This is a genomic window from Microbulbifer sp. A4B17 (assembly GCF_003076275.1).
GTDB lineage: Bacteria > Pseudomonadota > Gammaproteobacteria > Pseudomonadales > Cellvibrionaceae > Microbulbifer.
The window spans coordinates 4,002,891-4,027,476 of sequence record NZ_CP029064.1 but is presented as its reverse complement, the minus strand read 5'-3'; the positions used below and the strand labels follow the sequence as shown (position 1 = coordinate 4,027,476).

At 50.8% G+C, this 24,586-nt stretch carries 22 protein-coding genes; 17 read left to right on the top strand and 5 right to left on the bottom strand.

What is annotated here, in order from left to right:
* Positions 1-5 precede the first annotated feature (5 nt).
* The gene (locus BTJ40_RS17720; RefSeq protein WP_108734321.1) at positions 6-287 is read right to left on the bottom strand and encodes a peptidylprolyl isomerase; all 282 of its coding nucleotides are present in this window, start codon (positions 285-287) and stop codon (positions 6-8) included.
* A gap of 194 nt (positions 288-481) precedes the next feature.
* Between BTJ40_RS17720 and BTJ40_RS17715 the strand changes: the two genes are divergently transcribed.
* The 14 genes from BTJ40_RS17715 (at position 482) to BTJ40_RS17650 (ending at position 15,394) form a co-directional block, all read left to right on the top strand.
* On the top strand, positions 482-1,057 hold the full coding sequence (locus BTJ40_RS17715; protein WP_108735336.1) for an LON peptidase substrate-binding domain-containing protein: 576 nt from the start codon (positions 482-484) through the stop codon (positions 1,055-1,057).
* 96 nt (positions 1,058-1,153) lie between these two features.
* On the top strand, positions 1,154-2,437 hold the full coding sequence (locus tag BTJ40_RS17710) for a glutamate-5-semialdehyde dehydrogenase (protein ID WP_108734320.1): 1,284 nt from the start codon (positions 1,154-1,156) through the stop codon (positions 2,435-2,437).
* 39 nt (positions 2,438-2,476) lie between these two features.
* Complete coding sequence (gene nadD, locus BTJ40_RS17705; RefSeq protein WP_108734319.1) at positions 2,477-3,160, top strand: nicotinate-nucleotide adenylyltransferase; 684 nt, start codon at positions 2,477-2,479, stop codon at positions 3,158-3,160.
* Complete coding sequence (rsfS, locus tag BTJ40_RS17700) at positions 3,157-3,534, top strand: ribosome silencing factor (protein WP_238152049.1); 378 nt, start codon at positions 3,157-3,159, stop codon at positions 3,532-3,534. The genes nadD and rsfS overlap by 4 nt, the downstream gene beginning before the upstream one ends.
* Before the next feature lie 5 nt (positions 3,535-3,539).
* On the top strand, positions 3,540-4,016 hold the full coding sequence (gene rlmH / locus BTJ40_RS17695; RefSeq protein ID WP_108734318.1) for a 23S rRNA (pseudouridine(1915)-N(3))-methyltransferase RlmH: 477 nt from the start codon (positions 3,540-3,542) through the stop codon (positions 4,014-4,016).
* A 120-nt stretch (positions 4,017-4,136) separates the two neighbouring features.
* Complete coding sequence (mrdA, locus tag BTJ40_RS17690; protein ID WP_157954144.1) at positions 4,137-6,032, top strand: penicillin-binding protein 2; 1,896 nt, start codon at positions 4,137-4,139, stop codon at positions 6,030-6,032.
* Positions 6,025-7,170 carry a rod shape-determining protein RodA gene (rodA, locus tag BTJ40_RS17685; RefSeq protein ID WP_108734317.1) on the top strand — a complete coding sequence of 382 codons (1,146 nt, stop codon included), beginning with the start codon at positions 6,025-6,027 and terminating at the stop codon, positions 7,168-7,170. The genes mrdA and rodA overlap by 8 nt, the downstream gene beginning before the upstream one ends.
* 42 nt (positions 7,171-7,212) lie before the next feature.
* Positions 7,213-8,223 (top strand): lytic murein transglycosylase B, encoded by a 1,011-nt coding sequence (gene mltB / locus BTJ40_RS17680; protein ID WP_108734316.1) that lies wholly within the window; start codon positions 7,213-7,215, stop codon positions 8,221-8,223.
* Between the two features lie 149 nt (positions 8,224-8,372).
* On the top strand, positions 8,373-9,248 hold the full coding sequence (locus BTJ40_RS17675; RefSeq protein WP_108734315.1) for a septal ring lytic transglycosylase RlpA family protein: 876 nt from the start codon (positions 8,373-8,375) through the stop codon (positions 9,246-9,248).
* A gap of 257 nt (positions 9,249-9,505) precedes the next feature.
* Positions 9,506-10,651, top strand: a complete 1,146-nt coding sequence (locus BTJ40_RS17670; RefSeq protein ID WP_108734314.1) for a D-alanyl-D-alanine carboxypeptidase family protein — start codon at positions 9,506-9,508, stop codon at positions 10,649-10,651.
* A gap of 167 nt (positions 10,652-10,818) precedes the next feature.
* Positions 10,819-11,100 carry a YbeD family protein gene (locus tag BTJ40_RS17665; protein WP_108734313.1) on the top strand — a complete coding sequence of 94 codons (282 nt, stop codon included), beginning with the start codon at positions 10,819-10,821 and terminating at the stop codon, positions 11,098-11,100.
* Entirely contained in the window at positions 11,100-11,801 is a 702-nt protein-coding gene (gene lipB, locus BTJ40_RS17660; protein ID WP_108734312.1) for a lipoyl(octanoyl) transferase LipB, read from the top strand. The genes BTJ40_RS17665 and lipB overlap by 1 nt, the downstream gene beginning before the upstream one ends.
* Positions 11,794-12,777 carry a lipoyl synthase gene (lipA, locus tag BTJ40_RS17655; protein WP_108734311.1) on the top strand — a complete coding sequence of 328 codons (984 nt, stop codon included), beginning with the start codon at positions 11,794-11,796 and terminating at the stop codon, positions 12,775-12,777. Before lipB ends, lipA begins: the two co-directional genes overlap by 8 nt.
* 901 nt (positions 12,778-13,678) lie before the next feature.
* A complete protein-coding gene (locus tag BTJ40_RS17650) occupies positions 13,679-15,394 on the top strand; it encodes an AMP-binding protein (RefSeq protein ID WP_108734310.1) in 1,716 nt (571 codons plus the stop codon).
* A 72-nt stretch (positions 15,395-15,466) separates the two neighbouring features.
* On the opposite strand, the gene BTJ40_RS17645 is transcribed toward BTJ40_RS17650, so the two are convergent.
* The 3 genes from BTJ40_RS17645 to BTJ40_RS17635 all read right to left on the bottom strand — a co-directional run bounded on the left by BTJ40_RS17645 (position 15,467) and on the right by BTJ40_RS17635 (position 18,933).
* Complete coding sequence (locus BTJ40_RS17645; protein ID WP_192879349.1) at positions 15,467-15,757, bottom strand: DUF1540 domain-containing protein; 291 nt, start codon at positions 15,755-15,757, stop codon at positions 15,467-15,469.
* Between the two features lie 152 nt (positions 15,758-15,909).
* Positions 15,910-16,440 carry a GNAT family N-acetyltransferase gene (locus tag BTJ40_RS17640; protein WP_108735332.1) on the bottom strand — a complete coding sequence of 177 codons (531 nt, stop codon included), beginning with the start codon at positions 16,438-16,440 and terminating at the stop codon, positions 15,910-15,912.
* Positions 16,441-16,554: 114 nt separating this feature from the next.
* Positions 16,555-18,933, bottom strand: a complete 2,379-nt coding sequence (locus tag BTJ40_RS17635) for an autotransporter domain-containing protein (protein WP_108734309.1) — start codon at positions 18,931-18,933, stop codon at positions 16,555-16,557.
* 427 nt (positions 18,934-19,360) lie between these two features.
* On the opposite strand from BTJ40_RS17635, the gene arfB reads away from it, so the two are divergent.
* Positions 19,361-19,780 (top strand): alternative ribosome rescue aminoacyl-tRNA hydrolase ArfB, encoded by a 420-nt coding sequence (gene arfB / locus BTJ40_RS17630; RefSeq protein ID WP_108734308.1) that lies wholly within the window; start codon positions 19,361-19,363, stop codon positions 19,778-19,780.
* A 228-nt stretch (positions 19,781-20,008) separates the two neighbouring features.
* On the opposite strand, the gene BTJ40_RS17625 is transcribed toward arfB, so the two are convergent.
* Positions 20,009-20,569: a DUF2799 domain-containing protein gene (locus BTJ40_RS17625; protein ID WP_108734307.1), complete on the bottom strand. Its 561-nt coding sequence runs from the start codon at positions 20,567-20,569 to the stop codon at positions 20,009-20,011.
* 248 nt (positions 20,570-20,817) lie between these two features.
* On the opposite strand from BTJ40_RS17625, the gene BTJ40_RS17615 reads away from it, so the two are divergent.
* Positions 20,818-22,239 carry an amidase gene (locus tag BTJ40_RS17615; RefSeq protein ID WP_108734305.1) on the top strand — a complete coding sequence of 474 codons (1,422 nt, stop codon included), beginning with the start codon at positions 20,818-20,820 and terminating at the stop codon, positions 22,237-22,239.
* Between the two features lie 471 nt (positions 22,240-22,710).
* Complete coding sequence (locus tag BTJ40_RS17610; protein ID WP_108734304.1) at positions 22,711-24,258, top strand: M28 family peptidase; 1,548 nt, start codon at positions 22,711-22,713, stop codon at positions 24,256-24,258.
* Positions 24,259-24,586 lie beyond the last annotated feature (328 nt).

The window sequence follows — 24,586 nt, the reverse complement described above, 5'->3', positions numbered from 1 at the left end:
GGGACTTAGTCCTGGCGGCTGGTGATTTCCAGCAGGTGGTAGCCAAACTGGGTTTTGACTGGGCCATGCACCTTGTGCAGCTCTTCGGAAAATACGACCTTGTCAAATTCGGGAACCATCATCCCCTTGCTGAAAGAGCCCAGGTCACCGCCGGAACGGCTAGAGGGGCACTGGGAGTACTGCTCGGCAATTTTACCGAAGTCAGCGCCGTTCTCGATTTGCTGTTTCAGGTCCTGGCACTGCTGTTCACTTTCAACCAGGATATGGCGAGCGGTTGCTGTAGGCATGAAAAATCTCCGTTTGGTCAATTTACCGCAGCAGCTTATAGGCTGGGTGTTGGGCTTGCCAGCGACAATTTCCCGCAGGCAGAAAAAGTTGCTCCCAATCCAACGGATTGGCGGTAAAAAGTTTCTTATCCTGCCGCAGGGTAACCTCTGGCGATGGTATCTTTAGAACACATCAAAAATAATGAGTGATGACTTTGCAACAGATACCTCTATTTCCCCTCAGTGTCCCTCTATACCCCGGTGTGACCTTGCCCCTGCGGATTTTTGAGCAGCGCTATATTCACCTTGTCAGTGAGTCCATGAAAACCAACAGTGGCTTTGGCATTGTATTGATACGCTCCGGGGGCGAAGTGGGGCGAGCCTCTGTATGGCCTCTCGGTGTTTATGTCGATATCGTCGACTGGGGGCAGGGTGAAGGGGGGCTGCTGCATGTGGAGGTGAAAGGCCGGCGCCGCTTTCGTATTGTCCACACCCGTCGCGCAGAAGATGATCTGCTTCTGGGGGACGTGGAATGGATACCAGATGAAGATGAAAAGCCGATTCCGGCTGATTGCGATGGCCTCCTGTCGGTGTTGGAAGAGTTGAAGGAACGGGCGCAGTCGCTATCACTTAAATTTGAGCCGGTGGAATCCGCTGACTCACTCTCATGGCAGCTGGCGCAGCTTCTGCCGCTGGAGGATAAGGTGCGTACAGACCTGTTGGCAGTGGAAGATCCTCTCGTGCGGCTCGCCACCATCGCTGAGAACCTGGACCGTTGGACTCGGGATTAGCCTTCTACAAAGCTGTGTGGCCCGGCAATCGGCACTTTCAACCGGGTCTCGCTGGGTTATACTGCGCGGCCGACCGGATTTTGCACGGAGAGCCAAGTGACCGCCATAGACACCGCTGATCAGCAATCCACTCGCGCCAAGCTCGAACAAATGGGGCGCGCCGCCCGTGCCGCAGCTAAACAAATAGCTGCCGCGGATACCTCCACCAAAAATAATGCTCTCAAAGCCATCGCTGCCCAGCTAGAGTCACAGCGGGCGTCTTTGCTGGAGGCCAATGCATTGGATATGCAGGCGGGTCGCGAGCGCGGCCTGGATGCTGCACTACTCGATCGCCTGGAGCTTAACGACGCTCGTATCGACGGTATGATTGAGGGCTTAGTGCAGGTTGCGGAGCTGCCCGACCCGGTGGGAGAAGTTGAAGATTTACGCTACCGCCCCAGTGGTATTCAAGTGGGCAAAATGCGTGTGCCCCTAGGGGTGGTGGGCATTATTTATGAGTCCAGGCCCAATGTGACCATTGATGCTGCCAGCCTGTGCCTCAAATCCGGCAATGCCACAATTTTGCGCGGAGGCAGTGAAGCACTGCACTCCAATAAAGCGATAGCCGCCTGCATTGTTGCCGGTCTGTGTGAAACCGGATTGCCGGAAACCGCTGTCCAGGTTGTCGATACTACCGATCGCGCTGCGGTGGGTGCCCTGATCACCATGCCGGAATATGTGGATGTGATTGTACCCAGGGGCGGAACCGGCCTGATTGAAAGGGTCAGTCGCGAAGCCCGGGTGCCGGTGATCAAGCACCTGCACGGTGTTTGTCATGTGTATATCGATGATCGGGCTGACCTGGACAAAGCTTTCGATATCGCCCTCAATGCCAAGACTCATCGCTATGGTGTTTGTAACGCCATGGAGACACTTTTAGTTGCCGAGATGGTTGCGGCGGATATACTGCCGCGCTTGGCTAGTGCCTACGAAGAAAAAGGGGTTGAATTGCGCGGTTGTGACCGCACCCGTGAAATCATTCCTCACTGTGTAGCGGCGACAGAAGATGACTGGAGTGAGGAATACCTTGCCCCAGTTCTCGCTGTGCGTGTTGTTGGGGACATGGACGCGGCCATGGAGCATATCGCCCGTTACGGATCCGGCCACACTGAGGCAATTGTCACCCAGGATTACAGTCGCAGCCGCCGCTTCATGAGTGCTGTGGATGCCAGCTCAGTGATGATTAATGCCTCAACCCGCTTTGCTGACGGTTTCGAGTACGGCTTGGGGGCGGAAATTGGTATTAGTACTGATAAAATTCACGCCCGTGGCCCGGTTGGCCTGGAAGGGCTCACTTCGCAGAAATGGATTGTGTTCGGGGATGGCCATATCCGTCAGTAACCACTTTTCCCAAAGGGGCTGCGAGCGCGAGAGGTATTAGTGGCGAGCAAAAGGCACAAACTAGCCCTGTTTGGCGGGACCTTTGACCCGATCCACTTCGGTCACCTGCGTATGGCGCTGGAGCTGCGACAGGTGCTCGAATTTGATGAGATGCGCTTGCTGCCGAGTCATCAACCTGCTCACCGACAGACCCCCGGTGTGTCTTCCCGCCAGCGCAGTGAAATGCTGGCACTGGCATTGGAGGGATGTGAGGAATTAAGCCTGGACGAGCGGGAGCTCCACCGCGGCGGAGCCACCTATACGGTGGATACCCTGGAGGAACTGCGCAGTGAACTGGGAGATGAAGTCTCCATTAGTTTCTGCATGGGGCTGGACTCCCTGTTGAGTCTGCACCGCTGGCACCGCTGGGAGCGCCTCTTGGAGCTGGCACATCTGGTAGTGGTAACACGGCCAGGCTGGCACCTGCCAGATCGCGATAGCGAAGAGCATGGCCCTCTGGCAGAACTGCTGGAGAATCATCAGGGCACGGTTGCAGACTTGCATTCCCGAGCTTGTGGTTGCCTGCTGTTGCGGGAGCAGACCATGCTGCCAATTTCCGCGACGCAAATTCGTGAATTAATTAAGAGTGGCCAGTCGCCACGCTATTTACTGCCCGCAACTGTGTTGCAGTACATAGAAGATCATCGACTTTATACAGAGGTTGCTTCGGGCGACCCGCAATGAATCAAGGTGTTATGACAAATATTAAAGATATCGCTCTCAATGCGCTGGAAGATTTGAAAGGTAAGGATATTGTTTCCCTGGATGTTTCCGGACTTTCAGATGTAATGGACAATCTGCTGATCTGTACTGGTACTTCCAGCCGCCAGGTTAAGTCCCTGGCAGAGAACGTTGTAGACGAGCTGAAAAAAGAAGGTATTCGCCCCATTGGTGTTGAAGGTGTGGAGCAGGGGGAATGGGTACTGGTGGATTACGGCGACCTGGTTGTTCATGTAATGCTCGCCGATGTTCGCGGTTTCTACGACCTGGAAAAACTCTGGTCTATGACTCCGAATACCCGTGACGATGCCGATGGCAGTGATCCACACCAGGGTTAATTGCTGTGAAAATCCGCATTCTGGCCGCCGGTGGAAAAATGCCGGCTTGGGTGCAGGAGGGCTACGCCGAGTACGCTAAGCGCCTGCCCCGGGAAATTGCTCTGGAAATGGTGGAAATTCCTCTCGGTCAGCGGGGTCAAAAGAGTTCTGCCGCCCTGATTGAAAAAGCGCGAAAAAAAGAGGGCGAGGCGATGCTCGCCGCTTTGGGACCGCGGGATCACGTGGTGGCTCTCGATGTGAAAGGCAAGCCCTGGAGCACCGAGCAGTTGTCAACGCAGTTAAGCGATTGGCAAATGCTGGGGGAAAATGTCAGCCTGTTGATTGGCGGGCCCGACGGTTTATTCGAAGATTGCCTTGCCCGCGCGCGCCAGCGCTGGTCCCTGTCACCACTGACCTTACCGCACCCGCTGGTGAGGGTGGTTCTGGCTGAACAAATTTATCGCGCCTGGACATTATTGGCTGGCCACCCCTATCACAAATAAAATATTTGCGATAAGTCGCGGAGAGATTTGCCGACTCGGTTCTCTCTCCTGACTCGCCCTGTGTTAATGTAGGAAATTAGATTTTTTGCACGCCAGTCAAAAACCATCGAATAAATTCTGATGCCGCACGATTACCACCTCAAGGACCCCCATACCGAGCAGCGACTGTTTCGCAATCGTATGTTGGTGGCGCTTGTGGGGGTTGTTTTCTTACTGGGCGTTCTCGTTGCGCGTTTCTATAACCTGCAGGTAGTTAATTACGAGGATTACCGCACCCAATCCGATGAAAACCGAATCCAGGTGCGCCCGGTTGCGCCGACCAGGGGATTAATCTACGACCGCAACGGTATTTTATTGGCGGATAACCGCGCCAGTTATAACTTGTCAATTGTGCGTGAGCGCGTTCGCAATATGGACGCCACCCTGGAGCTGATCGGTAATTTGGTACGACTGGATGAAAGCGATGTCACCAAATTCCAGAAACGCCTCAGACGCCGACGCCCCTATGAGCCGGTGCCCATTCGATTTCGATTGAACGAAGATGAGATCGCTCGGATCAGTGTTAACCAATTCCGTATGCCGGGGGTGTCGGTGGAAGCGGAGCTGGTGCGCTATTACTCCCTCGGGGACTTATTTGCCCACAGTGTGGGTTATGTGGGGCGAATCAGTGACCGCGATCTGAGTAACTTTACCGAAGACGATGTGCGTCGCTATCGCGGTACCCGCAGTATCGGTAAGGTGGGATTGGAGCGCTCCTACGAGGACCTTCTGCTCGGAGAGGTCGGTTATGAAAATGTTGAAATTAATGCCCGTGGCCGGGTTTTACGAGTACTGGAGCGTCAGGACCCCAGGCCCGGTTCAGACCTGGTTCTCAATCTGGATGCACGGCTGCAACAGGTGGCCTCCGATGCTCTTGGTGATCGTCGCGGTGCAGTAGTTGCGATCGATGTAAACAGCGGTGGTGTACTGGCATTTGTCAGCAAGCCCTCTTTTGATCCCAACCTGTTTGTGACTGGCATCAGCTTCGCGGACTATCGAGCCCTTAGCGACTCCCTCGATGTACCCCTGTTTAATCGTGCCGTACAGGGGCAGTATCCACCGGGTTCTACTTTAAAGCCGCTGATGGGGCTGGGTGGGCTCCAGGCGGGTATTATTACCCGAGAGAGTACGGTTAAGGACCCCGGCTTTTACAAGCTGCCCAACGACCCGCGTATCTACCGTGACCATGTGCGCTGGGGGCACGGTGAGAAAGTGGATCTGATACAGGCCATGGCACAGAGTTGTGACGTCTACTTTTGGGATATGGCGCATCGCTGGGACATTGACGATATGCACACTATCGCCTCCCACTTTGGCCTGGGGACAAAGACCGGAATCGACTTGCCTATGGAGCGCTCCGGGTTGTTTCCCTCTAGAGATTGGAAGCGCGGTGCCCGGGGTATGCCCTGGTTTCCCGGGGACAGCTTAAATGCGGTGCTGGGACAGGGGTTTGTACTGGCGACGCCACTGCAGCTTGCAGTAATGACTGCCACGATTGCCAACCGCGGTACCCACTATCGCCCGCAGATGGTCAAGTCGATCGATGGGGTAGAGCAGCCGCCAGAGATACTGCATAACCTCGAAGCCCGTCCGGATCATTGGGACCTGGTGTTTGAGGGGATGGAGGCTGTGGTCAACCACAGTACCGGCACGGGTAAACGAGCCGGTAAGGACCTGGATTTCCGCGTAGCGGGTAAGTCTGGTACCGCCCAGGTGGTTGGAATTGCCCAGGGGGAGCGTTATGACTCAGAGGCCTTGCAGGAGCGGCATCGAGACCACGCCCTGTTTGTGGCCTTCGCTCCTGTGGATAAGCCCCGTATCGCCGTTTCGGTGCTCGTCGAGAACGGCGAGGGCGGAGGTAAGGTAGCGGCGCCGGTGGCGCGGGAGCTATTTGCGGAGTGGATGTCACGCCCGCAGTTGGAACCGCAGAAGACGGCGGATACCACTTATTTGAGCGAGGGGGCTGGCAATGGCTAGTCGCGATTTCTCCCACCGTTTGTCAGATGCCCACGGCAGTCTGCGCAAACCGGTCAGTCTCTCACGCCGCCTGCACATCGATATACCGCTATTGGTGCTGTTGTTGGTGTTGGCAGCCGTAGGACTTGGGGTGTTGTACAGCGCCTCTGGCGGCGATATGAACTATGTACGGCGCCAGTCAATTTTTATGTGCGTGGCCTTTGTGGGCATGTTTATCGTGGCGCAAATCCCCCTGGATTTTTACCGGCGCTGGTCCCCTTGGGCCTATTTGGCGGGGTGTGCGCTACTGGTTGGGGTATTGTTCTTTGGCACCAAGGCTATGGGTGCCCAGCGTTGGCTGGAGATAGGTGGATTCCGCTTCCAGCCCTCGGAAGTCATGAAGCTCGGTGTTCCCATGGCGGTGGCGGCTTATCTGCATCAACGCCGTTTGCCCCCCTCTCTGCCCACGGTGGTGGGAGCTCTGGCAATCGTAGCAATACCCGCTGCCCTTATCGTGCGCCAACCAGATCTGGGGACCTCAATCCTGATTGCCGCTTCGGGCCTATTTGCACTCTACCTGGCGGGTTTGAGCTGGAAGATGATTGGTGCGGCGGCGATGGCGCTGGTGGTGGCCGCCTATCCTATCTGGCACTGGGGGCTTCACGACTACCAGCGGCAGCGAATTTTGACTTTGCTCAACCCGGATGTTGACCGTTTTGGTGCAGGTTGGAATATATTTAACTCCAAAGCGGCTATCGGCTCCGGTGGTGTTTATGGCAAAGGCTACCTGCAGGGAACCCAGTCACAGCTGGACTTCCTGCCGGAGAGCCATACCGATTTCATTATCGCGGTGCTGTCGGAGGAGTGGGGCATGCGCGGCGCTCTGTTGCTGCTTTTGCTATATGTACTGATTATTTCCCGTGGCATTTACATTAGCTTTATGGCCCAGCACGTATTTGGCCGACTGTTGGCGGGGAGTATTACCCTCACTTTTTTTGTCTATGTATTTGTAAACATTGGTATGGTTACAGGATTGTTGCCGGTAGTGGGGGTGCCTTTGCCAGTGATTAGTTACGGCGGGACATCCTTGATTACATTGATGGCTGGTTTTGGCCTATTGATGGCTGTTGGCACGGAGCGGCGCAGAGTGCACTTTTAGTGGGCGATGCATAGGGACAATAACTGGATTTAGAGACGCGAGATGAAGACAGGAGCGGTCGTTTTGAAGTGGACCTCGGGATTACTAATCGGGATGGGATTGGCCCTGGCCGCCTGTGCGCAGGAACCGGGGCATGCCAACAATCGGCAGGCGCAGGAATTCGTTGATTATATGGTGCAGGAGCACGATTTTAACCGCGAAGACATGCAGACTTTAATGCGTGAAGCCAAGCGTAAGGACTCCATTCTTAAGGCCATCAAGCGCCCCGCAGAAAAGGCTAAACCCTGGCACGAATACCGCAAAATGTTCCTCACTCCGCAAAGTATTGCCGGTGGAGTGGATTTCTGGGATCAAAATGCAGAGGCCCTGGCGGAAGCGGAAAAGAGATACGGTGTACCGGCAGAGATGATTGTTGCCATCATCGGAATTGAAACCCGATACGGCGGTAATATGGGCGGTTATCGGGTACTGGATGCACTTTCCACCCTGGCATTTAACTATCCCCGTCGTTCCGCGTTTTTTACTAAAGAGCTGGAGAATTACCTGCTTTTGACCCGCGAGCAGGGAATGGACCCGCTGGCCCTCAAAGGCTCCTATGCTGGCGCTATGGGTTACGGGCAGTTCATGCCTTCCAGCTATCGTTCTTACGCGGTGGACTTCAGTGAAGATGGCAAGGCAGATATCTGGAACAATCCTACCGATGCTATCGGCAGTGTGGCTAACTATTTCGTCAAACACGGATGGAAGCCCGGAGAGCCAGTGGCCGTACTGGCGAGCCCACGCCCCAATGCGGATATGACCATCGTCAACGATACGCTACAACCGCAGTGGACGGTTGGAGAGTTGGCGGATAAAGGCTTTAATGCCACCAGCCAGGTGGCCCCGGAAATGCCGGCTAACGTTTTTTCCCTGCAAACCGAGCAGGGGAAACAGTATTGGCTTGGCCTGAATAACTTCGCAACCATCACCCGCTACAATCGCAGTCGTCTCTACGCTATGGCTGTCAATGACCTGGCCCAGGAGATTGTTAAAGCGAGGGGTGGTAAGTCCTGAGGCAGCATCTGGTTCGCCTTTAAATTCGGCACAAATGGTATGGAACCATTTGTGCCGCCAGCGTTCTGATACTTTCTATCTTATTCAGCAGTTTTAGATAATAGCGGCTTAGAGACGGCGGCAAACAACTGTCGCGCGCCGGGGGGAATATGTTTCAGTGCAAAGCGCGTTGGGGAGTGGCCCTGGCGGTCCTGTTGTTAGCGGCCTGTAGTGGCCCGCAGCCAAAACCACAGAAAAGCAAAAATACCAAAGAACCGGACTTTAACAGCGTCAAAGATAGCGGTCCCTCTGCTCCGGTAAATATGCAGGCCGCCCCCGAACCTATCCCCGTCCGTGAGCCCATCGGCGATGCTGGCAATAAATCACCATATAAGGTCAACGGCGTCACCTACCGTGTACGGGATGATGTCAAAGGCTATAAAGAGGTGGGGCAGGCTTCCTGGTACGGGACAAAATTCCACGGTCGGCGTACAGCAAATGGCGAGGTCTACAATATGTATGCCATGTCCGCTGCTCACAAAACGCTGCCGTTGCCCAGCTATGCCAAGGTCACCAATCTCGACAATGGTCGCAGTATTATAGTGCGGGTGAACGATCGGGGACCCTTCGTACACGGGCGTATTATCGACCTGAGTTATACTGCGGCACAGAAGCTAGGGTACATTGATAAAGGTATTGCTCGGGTTGAAGTAGAAGCGCTGGATCCGGCCTCGCTGCCGGCGGCCAATGAAGTGTTGGCCAATAGCGATGGCACCGCTGGTTTGGCGGAAGATACGACCATCAAGTTGCCCGACAATACTTACTTGCAGGTAGGCGCCTATAGCAGCTCCGTGCAGGCTCAGGAAATTCGAGCCCAGTTGGCCGCAGCCATTGACTATCCTGTTGCCGTTAGTTCTGTTCAGCGTGGAGGCAAGACTTTTTATCGGGTTCGTATCGGCCCTTTAACTCAACAGAGAGCTCTGGCAACAGCGCGAGAAACTGTTGAACAAAAGCGGTTTGGACAGCCACAAGTTGTTTACGATTAATATTTCAGGGCTTTTGGGTATTAATACGGCAGGGTGGCAAATACTCATGAAACCCCATGACTGATATCGAAAGTGACGGTCATTTGAATACCCGTTCACAAAATAGTGCGCATTGACGCGTTTTTTCTTGTATTTTGTAATTTTGTAATGATGGGCGGCGTCTGGCGACAAGCCTTGGTGCCGCTGATTAACCCTGTAGTCTTCGTTGCAGGTTAGTCCATAGCCAACGAAAACGAGGAATGACGAGACATACACCTATGATCACACGGATTATCGCCTGTTCTTTCCTGTTGTTATGTGCGGGCCTGGCCCAGGCGCAATCTCTTATCCCCGCACCGCCCCAATTGGCAGCAAAATCCTATCTCCTTTTGGATGCCAATACTGGGCAAGTGCTGGTTGAGCACGAAGCAGATACCCAGGTACCCCCTGCCAGCCTGACCAAAATGATGACGGCTTATATCGTCTCTGAGGAAATCCTCAAGGGCAGTGTCAAAGAGAGCGATATGGTTCGCATCTCTGAGAAGGCCTGGCGCAAGGGTGGGTCGAAGATGTTTGTCAAAGTGGGTGACCAGGTACCGGTTATCGACTTGATGCGCGGAGTGATAATTCAGTCTGGTAACGATGCGAGTATCGCGCTGGCAGAGCACGTCTCCGGTAGCGAAGAGGTGTTTGCTGAAGTTATGAACCAGCAGGCGGAGCTGCTGGGCATGGAAGACACCCACTTTGTCAACGCCACGGGTTGGCCAGCGGAAGGGCATATGACTACTGCCCGCGACCTGGGTGTATTGGCGCGCGCGCTGATTATGGATCACCCTGAGCACTACGATATTTATTCCGAGAAGTACTTCAGCTACTCCGGTATTAACCAGCCAAATCGCAATCGCCTGCTGTGGCGCGACTCCTCTGTAGATGGTATCAAGACCGGCCATACGGAAGAGGCGGGTTACTGCCTGGTCGCGTCAGCAATGAAGCGCGGCATGCGCCTGGTTGCTATTGTTGTCGGTACCGACAGTGATGAAAAGCGCGCTTCCGAGACTCAGAAACTACTGGCCTACGGCTTCCGCTATTACCAGACCCACAAGGTCTACGGCCAGGGTGAAGAGCTGCAGACCGAGCGTGTTTGGGGCGGTCAGGAGCCTAGCGTTGGTATTGCTGTCGCTAAAGACGTATTTGTGACTATTCCCCGCGGTGGTGAAGAGGGCATTAAGGCTGATCTGATTGTGGATGGAGAGCTGGAGGCGCCGGTGCAGAAGGGCCAGCCAGTGGGTAAAGTTGTTGTGACCCTGGATGGTGAAACTGTTGCAGACGTTAAAGCGGTTGCCGCTGAAGATGTGGAACGTGCCGGTTTCTTCAAGCGTATGTGGGACTCCATCAAGCGTTTTGTAATGGGCTTTTTTAGCTAATTGCTGATTTAGGGATGGGAATGATTCCCATCCCTGTCCATCTCTCCCCACTCTCTGTCCACTTCCCCTTTTGCTCACTGTCCACTACTGTTTAGCCGCTGTATAATCGCCGCCCGGCTGTGCCTAAGCTTTTCTCAATATCTAACAGCCCGGCCCCGGAGAGTGGTATGAGTCAAGATCCCAATCAAAAAGCCCCGAAAATTGAATTTCCCTGCAAAGACTACATGGTCAAGGTCGTGCGTGATGCCAATGATGAGGCGCACGAATTTGTTCTGGATGTGATGCGTCGCCATGCCCCCGGTCTGGACGAAGAGCGCGTTACTTTGCGGGACAGCAGTACCGGCAAATTTACCTCGATGACTTTCTTTATCCTCGCCACCGGGGAGGAGCAGCTGAAAGCGTTATTTGAAGAATTGAAGCAGCACCCCGCTGTCCATATGGTGTTGTGATGACCATTGTTCGCAACTTGGCGCGGCGCGATTACGAGAATGTCTGGCGGGCCATGTCTCGCTATACCGATACCCGCGATAACGACAGCGCCGATGAGATCTGGTGTGTCGAGCACGAACCGGTGTTTACCCAGGGCCAGGCGGGCAAAGCTGAGCATCTGCTCAATACCGGTGATATACCGGTAGTACAGGTGGACCGCGGGGGGCAGGTGACTTATCACGGCCCCGGCCAACTGGTGGTGTATCCACTACTGGACCTGCGCAGAGCAAAAATTGGTGTGCGGGATCTGGTAACTGCACTGGAAACCGCCACGGTGGCAATGCTGGAAACCTTTGGTGTCGCAGCGGCACCCAGGCCCGATGCGCCCGGGGTCTACCTCACTGAAGGGCCCCGTGTGGGAAATAAAATCGCTTCTATTGGTTTGCGGGTACGGCGGGGATGCAGCTTCCATGGTATTGCCATCAATATCGATATGGATCTGGCCCCATTCCTACGGATCAATCCCTGTGGCTATGCTGAAATGCAGATGGTGCAGATGGCGGAAATATTAGAGCCGGCTCCGAATTGGAGCCAGGTTGCCGAAGTTTTCGTACGGGAGTTGCTTCGCACCCTACAGTTGCCCGATGCCCAGTGGCAACCCATAGATGAAAAAGTATTTGCGCAACTGAGCGCAGAACAGCAGGAATTAAGTAATGGCTGATAAACCTGATCTGGTGCCCGTTAAGCGCACTCGCCGCCTCCAGCAGGGGGAGAAACTCCGCGACGGTGATAAGGTAGAGCGTATTCCAGTGAAGGTGATTGCCAGTGATAACCTGCTGCGCAAGCCCGACTGGATTCGTGTAAAGGTTCCTGCTTCAAAAGAAGTGGATCGCATTAAAAGTATTCTCCGCTCACAAAAATTGTCAACGGTTTGTGAAGAGGCGAGCTGCCCTAATTTGGGAGAGTGTTTTAGCGGTGGTACCGCAACCTTTATGATCATGGGGGAAATTTGTACCCGTCGCTGTCCTTTCTGCGATGTGGGCCACGGGAAGCCCAACCCGCTCGATCCTGAAGAGCCAAAGAACCTGGCAGATGCGATTGCTGCTATGAGTTTGCGCTATGTGGTAATTACCTCCGTTGACCGGGATGATTTACGCGATGGTGGCGCTGAGCACTTTGCCAACTGTATTCGTGAATCGAGAGCGCAATCCCCGAACCTACAGGTGGAAATTCTCACGCCAGATTTCCGTGGCCGTATGGATGTAGCACTGGATATCCTGGAAAAGGAAGCTCCAGATGTGTTTAACCACAACCTGGAAACTGTACCCCGCCTGTATAAAGAGTCTCGCCCCGGTGCCAATTACAAGTGGTCTTTAAAACTTCTGCAGGAATACAAAAAGCGCCGCCCTGACGTACTGACCAAGTCCGGGTTGATGGTTGGCCTGGGTGAAGAGAAAGAGGAAATTTTCCAGGTGATGGACGATATGCGCGAGCATGATATCGATATGCTCACGATCGGCCAGTATCTGCAGCCCAGTAAAGAACATTTACCGGTACAGCGCTACGTTCACCCGGACGAGTTTGAAGAATATCGCCGCTACGCTGAGCAAATCGGCTTTAAGCACGCGGCCTGTGGTCCCTTGGTACGCTCTTCCTACCACGCTGATAAACAGGCTCACGGAGAAAAGGTAGGTTAATATACTTTGTAGGAGAGGGAAGTGTTTTTTTACATTCCTCTCCCCATTTCTCCTTTCATCATCTCGCTTTTAACCTCCAGTTAATCACGTTTCTTTTTATTAATTTCTGACAGTACTTTCGATGTTACGAGTCCTGTAGATTTATTCTTGGTTGAGATACTAATGTTGGTCTCTCTAACGTATTGAGCTTGTTATTTCCAATATTTAAGAGTCATTAATTTTATCAATTAAATTGAAATTAACGTATTTATTTCTTCTGGTAGGTTTTAAGTCTCCACGATTTTTTTGTCGTGTTTGATTTTTATATTTTGCCTGGATGTTCGCTCTTGCTAAAAGGAAGCTGTTGTAGTTTGCAGATTTTTTAAGTTGGGTGTCGCTATTTATTTTAACTTGTTGCCTCGGGTTACTTTTCTGTAACCCTGATACCAACTTAGAAATTGGTGTGGATTAACTCTTTAAGAAATCAAAAAGTAATTTTGAATTACATTCATGTAACACTGTGTACCACAATGCTTTAGCTTCATAAGCCCAGCTAGTGAATAAAACTCTGATAAAAGGGATATTTTGTTAGGCTTAATGTCCCAATTAGGCAACAAAGATGCTGATTATTTGTGACCAGCCATCCGCATTTCCCAGTTGATAACAATAATTGCACTAATAGCCGATCTTCAGTAACTTAAGGTAAAACAATAATTGTCAGAGATTCTGCCTTATTAGGTGTCTCATCTGCCATATTCATTAGGCTGATCTAGCCAAGCTGGGTAAAAGTCGTTATTTAATGGCTTTAGTGCTTAGTGATCTTGGTAGCTCTGCGCAGGGTGTGCTGCATATTGGTGCAATCTGCCCGGGTGAACGACACTACTCATAATTAAAAAAACACAATAATCAGAGAGGACTAGCGATGACCCCGGAAGAAAAGTACGAGAAGGTGAAAGGCCTGCAACCTTTGGAGATTCTTTACCAGAGGGAGGCACAGCAGGCTGATACGGTCTTTCTTCGCCAAATGCAGCAGCGGCAGTGGAGAGACTATACCTGGGGAGAAGTAATGGATCGGGCGCGCAGGATAGCTGGGTATTTGCGTAGCCAGTTTGAGCCCGGTGACCGCATCGCTATTCACGGCAAGAACTGTGCAGATTGGATTATTGTGGACGTGGGTATCATGCTGGCTGGAATGATCAGCGTGCCTCTCTACCCGGGTCAATCTGTTTCCTCGATGACCTATGTATTGCAACACTCTGAATCAAAGATGCTTTTCTGTGGAGCTACAGATAATAATGCTGCTCTGCAGGAAGTTGCTGACCTACTGCCTTCCGTCGCAATTCAGCGTTGCGAGATCCGTTGTGATAAGGATCTGGAGTCCTTAATTAAAGAGAGCGACCGTTTTGAGGAGAAGCCGGTCTTCGATTTGGACGATACCTTTACGATTATGTACACCTCTGGAACCACCGGTAATCCAAAAGGTGTTATGCATAGCTGGTCTTCGGTGGTTTTTGTCTCACCAAATATGATTCGCGGCTATGGAATGGATGAAAATGACCGTGTTCTTTCCTATTTGCCCTTAGCCCATGCTGCAGAGCGGATACTGGTTGAATTCCATTGTTTGTATTCTGGTACTCCAATTCATTTCCCCGAATCCTTGGACACTTTCCTGGAAGATTTAAAGCGTACGCGGCCTACGATGTTCTTTTCGGTTCCCCGACTCTGGACCAAGTTTAAAGAGGGAATTGATGAAAAAATCCCGCCGTCACTGCAAGAAGTACTGCTGCGTATTCCTGGAATCAACACCTGGTTGAGAAAGAAAGTTCGCAATGGTCTGGGGTTGGATGATGCAGAAATATTGGTTAGCGGCGCGTCCCCCATTTCTATTGAGCTGCTCCGTTGGTACCACCGTATGGGGATGAAGGTAGCCGATGGTTACGGTATGACTGAAAACTTTATTTATGGTTGCTTTGCACCACCGGGGGAAGATCCTGTGCCGGGAACCGTTGGAAAGCCCTACCATGGATGTGAAGTTAAGATTTCTGAGGACGGGGAGATACTATTTAAGAGCGGTTCATTGATGAAGGGATATTATCTCGAACCGGAAAAAACCGCAGAGGTAATACAGGACGGTTATTACCATACCGGAGATTCGGGATTTATTGATAAGGACGGTCTGGTACATATTACCGGGCGTATTTCAGAAACCTTTAAAACCAGTAAGGGTAAGTTTATTCAGCCTAGTCGTCTTGAAGGTTATTTTGGCAATGAGACATTGTTGGCACAGCTTTGCGTATTAGGGCACGGTATGGACCAGCCGGTAATGCTGGTGACTATTTCCGAATCTGCTGAAAAATTACCCCGCGAGGAAGTTAATGAACACTTGCAGAAGTTGCTGGCTTCAGTGAATGATAAGTTGCCTCAACATGAGCGAATTAAAACTATCTTTATTACCAAGGAGGAGTGGACACCCCTCAATGAGTTCCTTACGCCGACGCTAAAGATCAAGCGCAAGGTACTTGAGGCACACTACCAGCCACTATTTAATCAGCATGTCGATACCAAAGGGATTGTATGGGAGCCACGAGCCCCAGTTAGTGAAAGCTCAAAAGAGGCTTCACTTGAGCCCGTCAGTTAATATCCTCCAGCTGTAACAAAAAAGCCCGGCAAAGATTGAGCCGGGCTTTTTTATTGGATTCTTGGTATGCAATTAGTGCGTATAGCTCTGGCAGTGCTGGGATTTTCCTCTCAACCCAACTTGAATGCTATCTGCTGAGCACTCGAAATCATCATTAAATTTACAGTCTTCCATTTTGCAGGCACCGACACCGGCGGTGCGGGAACTGTTTGTGTGGCGGGAGTTTGTGAAGAAAGTGTCACAGTCGGGATCTGCACCGTCACCAATAGTAATTGCTCTGGCGTGGCAGGCATCATTGGAGTTATAGGCGCATTGGCTGGCGGCACATCGACTGACTTCTGGCATATCTGTTGCGATAATCATGGCAGTCCTCTCCTTACTGGTAAGTTGGAGACTAGCTCAGCTTAGTTACATGTCAACGAAAAAACCATAGAACCCGTGGGGTATTTTTGTAATTGATATTCAGTCGCACTATTTATCGCAATAAGTGTATTTATGAGTAATTTATATTCTTTCTAGTTATTTATTTCTGCTGCCTCTTTGTGCCAGACCATCAGATCCAGAACCTCAGTCTCACCAGGCAGGACAACATTTGACTCGCGGTTTAAGCCGAGCTTCTCCAGCAATCGAATAGACGGTGTATTTTCCGGCTGTGTAATAGCGAGGATTCTCTGTAGTCCCAGCTCATTCTTGGCATATTCCATTACAGCTTGCGCAGATTCCAAAGCAAAGCCTAGGCCGCGAAAATCGGGCAATAAAGCAAAACCAATATCCACGCCATCGAGCCCCGCACGCTTAACCAACCCGCAGATGCCTATTGCAGTTCCATTTTTCATGGAAACTTTATACATACCAAAGCCATGTGTTCGATACATGGCGATAGGACCGTTCAGGAGGTAGTTGCGTGCATCGTCTTCAGACCGAACGCCGCGATCGCCAATATTTTGTAGAAAATCCGAATCGTTAAGCAGTGCCAGCATTAACCTGGCATCCCGGTCTTCATTTAACTCTTGAATAATCAGGTTGGCAGTTTCCAACCCGAGCATTTGGATAGCCCCTATTTTTTCGGCTTCACCGGTGAGGGAAGGTTTTGGGAAGTGGAAAATCTTAGATACAGAGAGGGAGGGGACTGTGCCCCCGGCAGGGGGCACAGTTACCACTTAGAAGCGGTAAGTCAAATTGACGGAAGCAGATTCAGTCGTTGGGCGGGAAGCGACAGTTGCGCTAACTGCGATAGCGTCAGCCGCCTGCCAGCGAATACCGGCAATCATGCCCATACCACCATTGAAGATGCCTTCGTCGACACTGGCATAGCTAGGCATAGCGCTCATATTGCCTTCCATGGACTTCACGCCCACTTCAATAGTGTCTTCTTCGGTACCGTTAGTGTCTTCGTACCAGATTTCTGCATAGGCATTAATGGTATCCCAGTTCTTATTAGCGAAGGCACCAAAACGCATATTTCTCAGGCGGCGTTCCTGATCACCGTAGTGCATACCCAGAGGGTCGAGCTCATTACCGCTCAGGTCGGTATACGTGAAGCCTTCGATAGCGTCTTCGGTGTAGCCGTCTACATCCGTAGTTACCTTGGTAAAGCTTACAAATGGGCCGAACTGGAAGGTTTCGCTATTGAGCAGGTTTGCACCGGCAGTAATACCTAAGGACAAGTTCTCGCCAGAGGTATTCCCGGTCAGGTTACCGTTATAAGTGTCGCCCAGAGAGACAGAACGGCTGACGTCATCGTAATCTACATCGGTCAGGGTCGCGTTACTTTCGACAAAGAAAATGTCGTAGTGCATGCGGCCAAATACGCTGTAGTTGGTTGAGGTGGAATCAATAGCGAGCTGTGAATTATCCACATCAATATTGGAGCGGCTCACTGCAAAACCGATTTCCGCATTGTCGCGTACGGCGTAAGTCAGGCCGAGAATATTGGCGTAGCCGTCTCCCCTGATATTGGCGATGTAATCGGTATCGTAGTCGACGTTACCCAGGGAGCTGCCGGTGAAAACGCCAGTCTGAGCTGAGCGATAACGAACACTGGCCAGGCTCTCGTCGAGGCTGTTGGTGTGGGTGCGAGTAGCCTGGATTGCGATATCCGGTAGCTGGCCGGCAACCTGAGCAGCATTGACGATTGCGGTGTAGTAGTCAGCGAGGATTTCCTGGCCAATCTGGGTGGGGTGAACACTGTCGTTGAAGATCAGCTTGTCCGCATCGGGGGAGGTGCCATTAATGCCATAAACTGTGTGCTCAATACAGTCGTTGCCACTGCCATCGTAACAGTACAGTTGGTCCTCCGAGGAGGATAATCCAAAGATGGTCGGGTTATTAAGGGCGACTTTCAGGATACCTGCCTGGTCAACCATCAGAACGCCGTCAATATCCTTGGCCTTAGCTAAGAGTGCTGAGTTGAAAGTTTCAGATGTGGCACTGGCCTCCAGGATTACTTCCTCGAAGGCTGTGGCCAATTGGGCATCCGCATCTTCCTGGCTCATCAGTCCAGCATCAACTGCGGCTTGCAGAGTATCGGCATCGTCGCCGGAGTAAACGGCTTCATATGCAGCAGCGTAAACGCCGGGGGTCTTGCTAACATCCGGTACATTGGATACCAGGATGTAATTGGCGCCTGCATCGGACAGGGCGCCAGCTGCGCTCGCCAGCATCGTTGATGCAACGTCGAGGTCCGCGGTGACTTCTTCGATAGTTGAGGTGCCAGCGACGACCTCTTCGAAACCGCTGAGCAGGTCGTTACCACCGCCGTTTACCCAGTAAAGAGCGTTGTGATCAGCACTTCCGAGAGTGCTTTCCAAGTAGCCCATTCCCAGAGGGTGTGGGTTACCGGAGGTTCCAGTAGTGGCGATAAGATCAGCAAAGGTCCCATCAATGGCGTCGCTCATAGCGTCGGCTTGGGCCATCAGCTCGTCATAAGTTGCCGTATCACCTTCCGCTTGAGCAGCTTCGGCCTGGGCTACCAATTGGGCTTCGGTGGCCTGTTGTACCAGTAATTGGGTCAGGAGCTCGGAGTCCGGGTAGCTGGGAGTTAAACCGTCGTCACCAGTAGTAGGCATCAGAGCACTGAGAAGGTTATGACGGTTGGGGTCAGCCTCCAGACCATAGGCCTGCAGGTAAGCCTCGTAGTTGTCCGGGCCGATAATATTCATCAGCACGTCGGCAGCTTTATGGCCACCTACAGCCCAGCCGGTGCCGCCATTACTCATGCCTTCCGCAATTTGAGCTGTAACTGAAGCTTCAAGCTCTTCTTCACTCAAAGTGGGATCTATGGTGGGTAGGCAGAAGGAAGATTGCATACCTGCACAAGACGGAGTTACGGCACCCAGGCCCAGATTCTGGGATAAAAGACTAATGGCTACTTCACGATCATCGCCACCGTTTGTGAAGACATCGTAGTTGCCGACATCGGTCAGGCTGTCACCAAAGGCGATAACCTGGGAAAAGGCTGTGTCTTTGGCAAAGGCCGCAGAGCTTGTCATTGTTGCGAGTGCAATGGCCGCTGCGAGGCTACGCTTGGCATTTTGCATGGTTTTCTCCTTGTCGCGGTAATCTCACACCCGCGGAGACATCGGGAGCAGTCCAGAGGAAACTACAGGGCGCGAGTCTTTATTGTTCTTTGCTCCAGTACTTCGAGGAAGCTGAGCAATGTTAGCGGATTTGACTAAAACTTTAAAATAAGTCACAAATCATTCCGCTTATTTTGGCTGGTCTTCAAGGCCGCTTTGATTGCTTTTATTCGGCTGGCGCAATATTACTTAACGAGAGTTTTCCGGTAAATGAGGTTTAACCCTCGATACTCTCACTTTATAGGAACCAATTTTTTATAATTTGATTTCTGTCAATGGCGAATTGTATCTGTATGGCTGGTCTGGTTATTAGCCACACTGTTTGAGCAGAATGGTCACTGAAATTTGTACTTTTAGTAAAATGATGTAGCGCGGGCTTTGAATATTTATGGTTCATGAGAAAGGCAGGGTGTCGGCCCCTCAAGATGAGATCGAAATGAGTGCAATACGTGCTCAAGGTGCCGGAGGCCAAAATGTAAATAAAGTTTCTAGTGCAATTCACCTGCGTTTCGACATTATGGCTTCTTCACTTCCACAGCGGATTAAGGATGGTCTTTTGAAGTTAAAAGATCGCCGAATTTCCTCTGATGGAGTGGTAGTCATTAAAGCTCAGAAGTTTCGCACCCAGGAAAAAAACCGTGCGGATGCCTTGGATCGGCTGCAGGAGTTGATAGATAAAGCTGCTTTCAAGCCAAAATTTCGCGTGGCAACCAAGCCCAGTCGTGGTGCAAAGGAGCGTCGTCTACAAGCAAAAAATCGCCGCTCTAAGGTGAAAGCAATGAGGGGCAGGATCAAAGATCAGAATTGACTGGATTTCTCTGGGAGCGGAGAAAGGTTTTTCTCTAAGCTTATTTTAACTGGTGCCGTAGTACGGCTTTCCCTACCTGTTGTACGTGAAACAGGTTCCTCCTACCGTAATCTGGGGTAGGCTTTTGACGATAGGTAAGGGGAATAAATATCAGTGGGAATTAACCTCCACGGATTCAAATTCCCGCAGAGGTATTCTTAGATGCTTGTGGGTTTTTACAGTGGAGAGCTATAGGTAGGGAGAGCGGGCCAGGACTTCCTGATATTCGGCTTCTCTTTGCATCAGTTCGAATTGTAAGTCTGTTATCTCCATCCCCAGCTCTGAATGTCTAACGTTGAGGCGGGCGATATCGGCAAGGAGTGTCACCCGCTCAGAGTTGTCGACTGTATCAACCACCAACAGTGCGCCGATTTCTGTCATATCATCGAGAATATGTTCTCTCTCAAGCTCCAGGTCGTGAATTGCTGAAACGAGAGCTTCTACGGCTGATTTGGCAAGAAAAATATCCTGGCCCGAATTGTATCCGCGAAGGAATAACCCTTCGAGATCTGTGGGGCAAACACCGTTGTAATTGTTGCCAGAACGCCCTTGGTCAAATCCACGTAGTTCCGTGCAGAACAGCTCCAGCCCCTCATTTCTCCCATTGCGGTAAGCACTGGTATTGACCGATACCCCGTACTTGGCACAGGCCTCGCGGCGCTCACCTAAATAGGAGAAGTCCCGGCCTGCTGCACCATCTTCATACCCAATTGCCTGCCAATCTGCGACATAGCATTCATCTTCACTCATGGTGGCACATCCTGAGATCAGTGAAGCTGAAAGAGAGAGGAGGGCAATTACAGAAGTAAATTTCACGGCGGTTTTCCATATCGGTGAATTCACCACAGCTTACTCTCCCGATCCTGACTGGAAGCTGAAGCTTTTGTATTGCGTGAAATTATTTCTCCAGCTCTTTTTAAGGGAAGGTGGCGCCAGTAATTTTCTACTGACGGCTAGTCTGAAGGTGTCAGCGGGCCAGTAACTGGAACTCTTTGCCAATGAACGATTTCGTTGGGATGACAGCCCTTGAACTGTTGCGTGGATATAGGGCGAAAACTTTTTCACCGGTTGAGGTTGCCGAAGAGCTGCTCAACCAAATTGAGCGATTAAACAGGCATGTTAATGCCTTTTGCCTGGTTGATAGAGAGACGAGCCTCGCCTATGCGCGGGAATCGGAGCGCCGCTATATGTTCGATGCTGCGAAAGGATTACTCGATGGGGTACCGGTGGCAGTAAAGGATGTCTTTTATACGCCGATGTGGCCTACGGTTTTTGGCTCCCAAGTGATTGATCCAGAGACAACACTGGGTTGTGCAGCGCCCTGTATCGCTGCGCTGCAACGCCATGGTTACATTCCAATTGGAAAGACCACGTTACCGGAATTTGGTTGGAAAGCGGTTACAGATAATGCCATTGATGGTATCACGAGAAATCCATGGGATAGGGATAGAACTCCGGGAGGCTCCAGCGGTGGGGCAGCGGTGGCTATATCACTGGGGCTGAGCCCATTGGCAGTGGGAGCCGACGGCGGCGGATCTATTCGGATTCCAGCCAGTTTCTGCGGGGTTGTGGGATTTAAACCAAGTTTTGGGCAGGTTCCCCACTGGCCATTAGGAACCTTCTCTTCTTTGATGCATGTGGGACCGCTGGCGTCGACTGTGGAGGATTGCGCACTGATGATGAATGTAATCAGTGAGCCGGATTACCGGGATATCCGGGGAATACCGCGACGTAAATTTGATTTCCTCGCGGCGATAGGGGGCAGACAGGTTGCGGGGATAAAAAAATTACGTATTGCCTATAGCCCCAGTCTCGGCTACGCAAACCCTGATCCCATCGTTGAGCGCAGTGTTTCTGATAGTGTCATGCTATTCCAGGAGTTGGGTGCTGATGTTGTAGCGGTTGATCCTGATATAGATGACCCCAGTGCAGCTTTTGGATGTCTGTTTTGCGCTGGAATAGCGAGTATCTTAAGGGCGATGGATTCCACTAGGCGTCAACTGGTAGAACCCCAGTTATTGGAGGTCGCAGAGCAAGCAGACAAAATATCCTTACCCGATTACCTTGATGTACTGAAATGGCGCGATAACTTTGTTGAGCGTTTGCAGCTTTTTTTTCTGAAATATGATCTGTTGGTGACCCCGACATTGCCGATTACGGCCTTTGCTGCAGGTGTCAATGTTCCTGAGAATAATCCCGGTTCGATGTGGTACTCCTGGACACCATATACCTATCCCTTCAATTTGTCCGGGCATCCGGCGATATCACTCAATTGTGGTTTTTCAAAGAGTGGTCTGCCGATTGGATTGCAGATTGTGGGCAGAAAATATGCTGATGAGATTGTTTTGTGTGCCGCTGCTGCCCTGCAAAGTAGGCAAGGGTTAAAAGTGGGCCTCCCTGACTGGGTGAAAACAGTGTAAGTTTCAGTTTGAAAATTTTCTTGTAGATCCAATTTTAATAAAGGATATAAAAACCCTTTAGTTCAGAAATTATTCCTAGCTCCGTTTGCTATTAATAGCTTTTTTATATTCTATGTTTTTCGTGTATTTGTGATCCACTTAAAGTTTATTGTGGCTCCTATGTTGAATGGTGCCAAATTGTTTTAGTATTTTTTTGAATGTGCTAGTTTTTCTTTGCTGGATTGATCAATCCGGTTTTGTTTGCTCCCTCTGCGTTTTTCAAAATTCGAATAATAAAAATATTTCTGGATTGTCTGCGGGTTTTTGTTGGTAAGGTCTGAAGTTCCATTCTCGATAGTTTTTGCGTTATTTGAATATTATTGAAATTCAAAACTGCTGTTTGTGCAGGCTTCTTGCATGTTTGTTTATTGCCTGCGTGTGTTTTTGAAATGTTAGGAATTCGCAGGGGGCTAACTCAATGTGGAGAAGATAATGAAAAAAATTATTAGTAGGTCTTTGGTTGGGGTCCTTGCAATCCCCAGCGCTGTCATGGCAGAGGAGCTGTGGATAACTATAGGTAGCGATGGTTATCAAACACTAAAGACAAATAGTAGCCTGGTCGCCAAACAATCACTGACGACTCATGGTGAGGAGCGCAATGGAGTTACCATTTTAAAGGTTGATGAGAAGAACCTTTCCAGTATCTCGACACTGATGCATATAAACCACAATCGCTGCGGTGGCTTTATGGTGCACGATTCACTGGAGGAAGCACAGGCTGCACAGGTTTCATCGTTAACGACAACAGTGAATACCTTGGTCACCTACTCCATTGATAATGCGGATGTGGTTAATGCTCTTCAGGCCGAGATTTCAGAGTCCAATATCCGGTCAACTATTCAAAGTTTGTCGAATTTTACCAATCGCTATTACACAACCTCAACCGGTGTAGATAGCGCGGAGTGGATAAGAGATGAGTGGCAGGCGATAACAGGTTCACGCAGTGATGCCTCTGTTGAACTTTATAACCATAGCTGGGCACAACCCTCTGTAATTTTGACGATTCAGGGCCAAACAGACCCGGATGAGATTATTGTATTGGGGGCACACCTGGATTCTACGGTCGGTTTTGGAACGGGGGAGGGCACCCGAGCGCCGGGGGCAGATGACGATGCTTCGGGGATCGCAACACTGACGGATGTTATTAATGCGATTGTAGCCACAGATTATAAACCGGATAAAACATTGGCTTTTATGGGGTACGCCGCCGAGGAAGTGGGATTGCGTGGCTCAGATGATATCGCTAGTGACTACAAGTCCCAGAACAAGAATGTGATCGGTGCTTTGCAACTGGATATGACTAATTATTATGGTTCAAATAGTGATATCTATATTATTGGTGATTACACCAATAGTGATCAAAATAACTTCCTTGAGGATCTGGCAGAGACCTATTTGAGTGATCTCACTGTCGGAACGACTTATTGCGGATATGCTTGTTCCGATCACGCCTCCTGGTACAACCAGGGTTATCCTGTTTCTTTCCCTTTTGAAGCGACTTTTAATGGATCAAATCCTTATATCCACACCTCGAGTGACACCCTTGCTAATAGCGGTGGGGATGCCAGTCACGCAGTGAAATTCGGAAAACTTGCGGCTGCCTATGTGGCTGAGTTGGCTAAGGGCTATATAGGAGACGATCCGGGCCCCGACCCCGACCCCGATCCAGGTGAGGAGCAGACAGAAACCTTCAGTGGTAATGTTGACCGTGGCTCGGAAGAACACTATGGCCCCTTCAGTGTGACTCCCGGTACTGATTTTATTGCGGATATGACAGGCACCAATGATGCTGATTTGTATGTTCGTTTTGGTGCAGCACCTACCTGGCGCTATTACGACTGTCGCCCCTACGAGGGAGATAGCTCTGAGAGTTGCTCTTTAACCGTGCCGAGTGGTGAAAGTGAAGCCTATTTTATGGTGCGGGGTTACAGCCGCCTGGGATCAGATTATGAAGTTGATGTTACCTATACGCCTCAATAATCAGTTCTAATTTGTGTGTTGCATTTTTTTAATGAATTTGCATTAATCAATTAAATTGCAGCCTTTCAAAAAGTCACGTTTGGCAGTTTTTGGTTTTTGCTGAACGTGTACTCCCTTCTTTCATAAGAAATAAAGCGTCATTAATTTTTTGATTTGTTGGAAGTTGGCATTTATTCGCGTAAAAGATCTATCCCAAGCGTGCACTAAATTCTGGCATGGATGCAAATTAACAGAATTTTAGTATGCCGGTTTTTATTGGGGTTAGCTTCCGTACTACTGCCGATCCCAGAGTGCATTGCTCTGCTTACTCGAAAATTTTCTGTTTGAC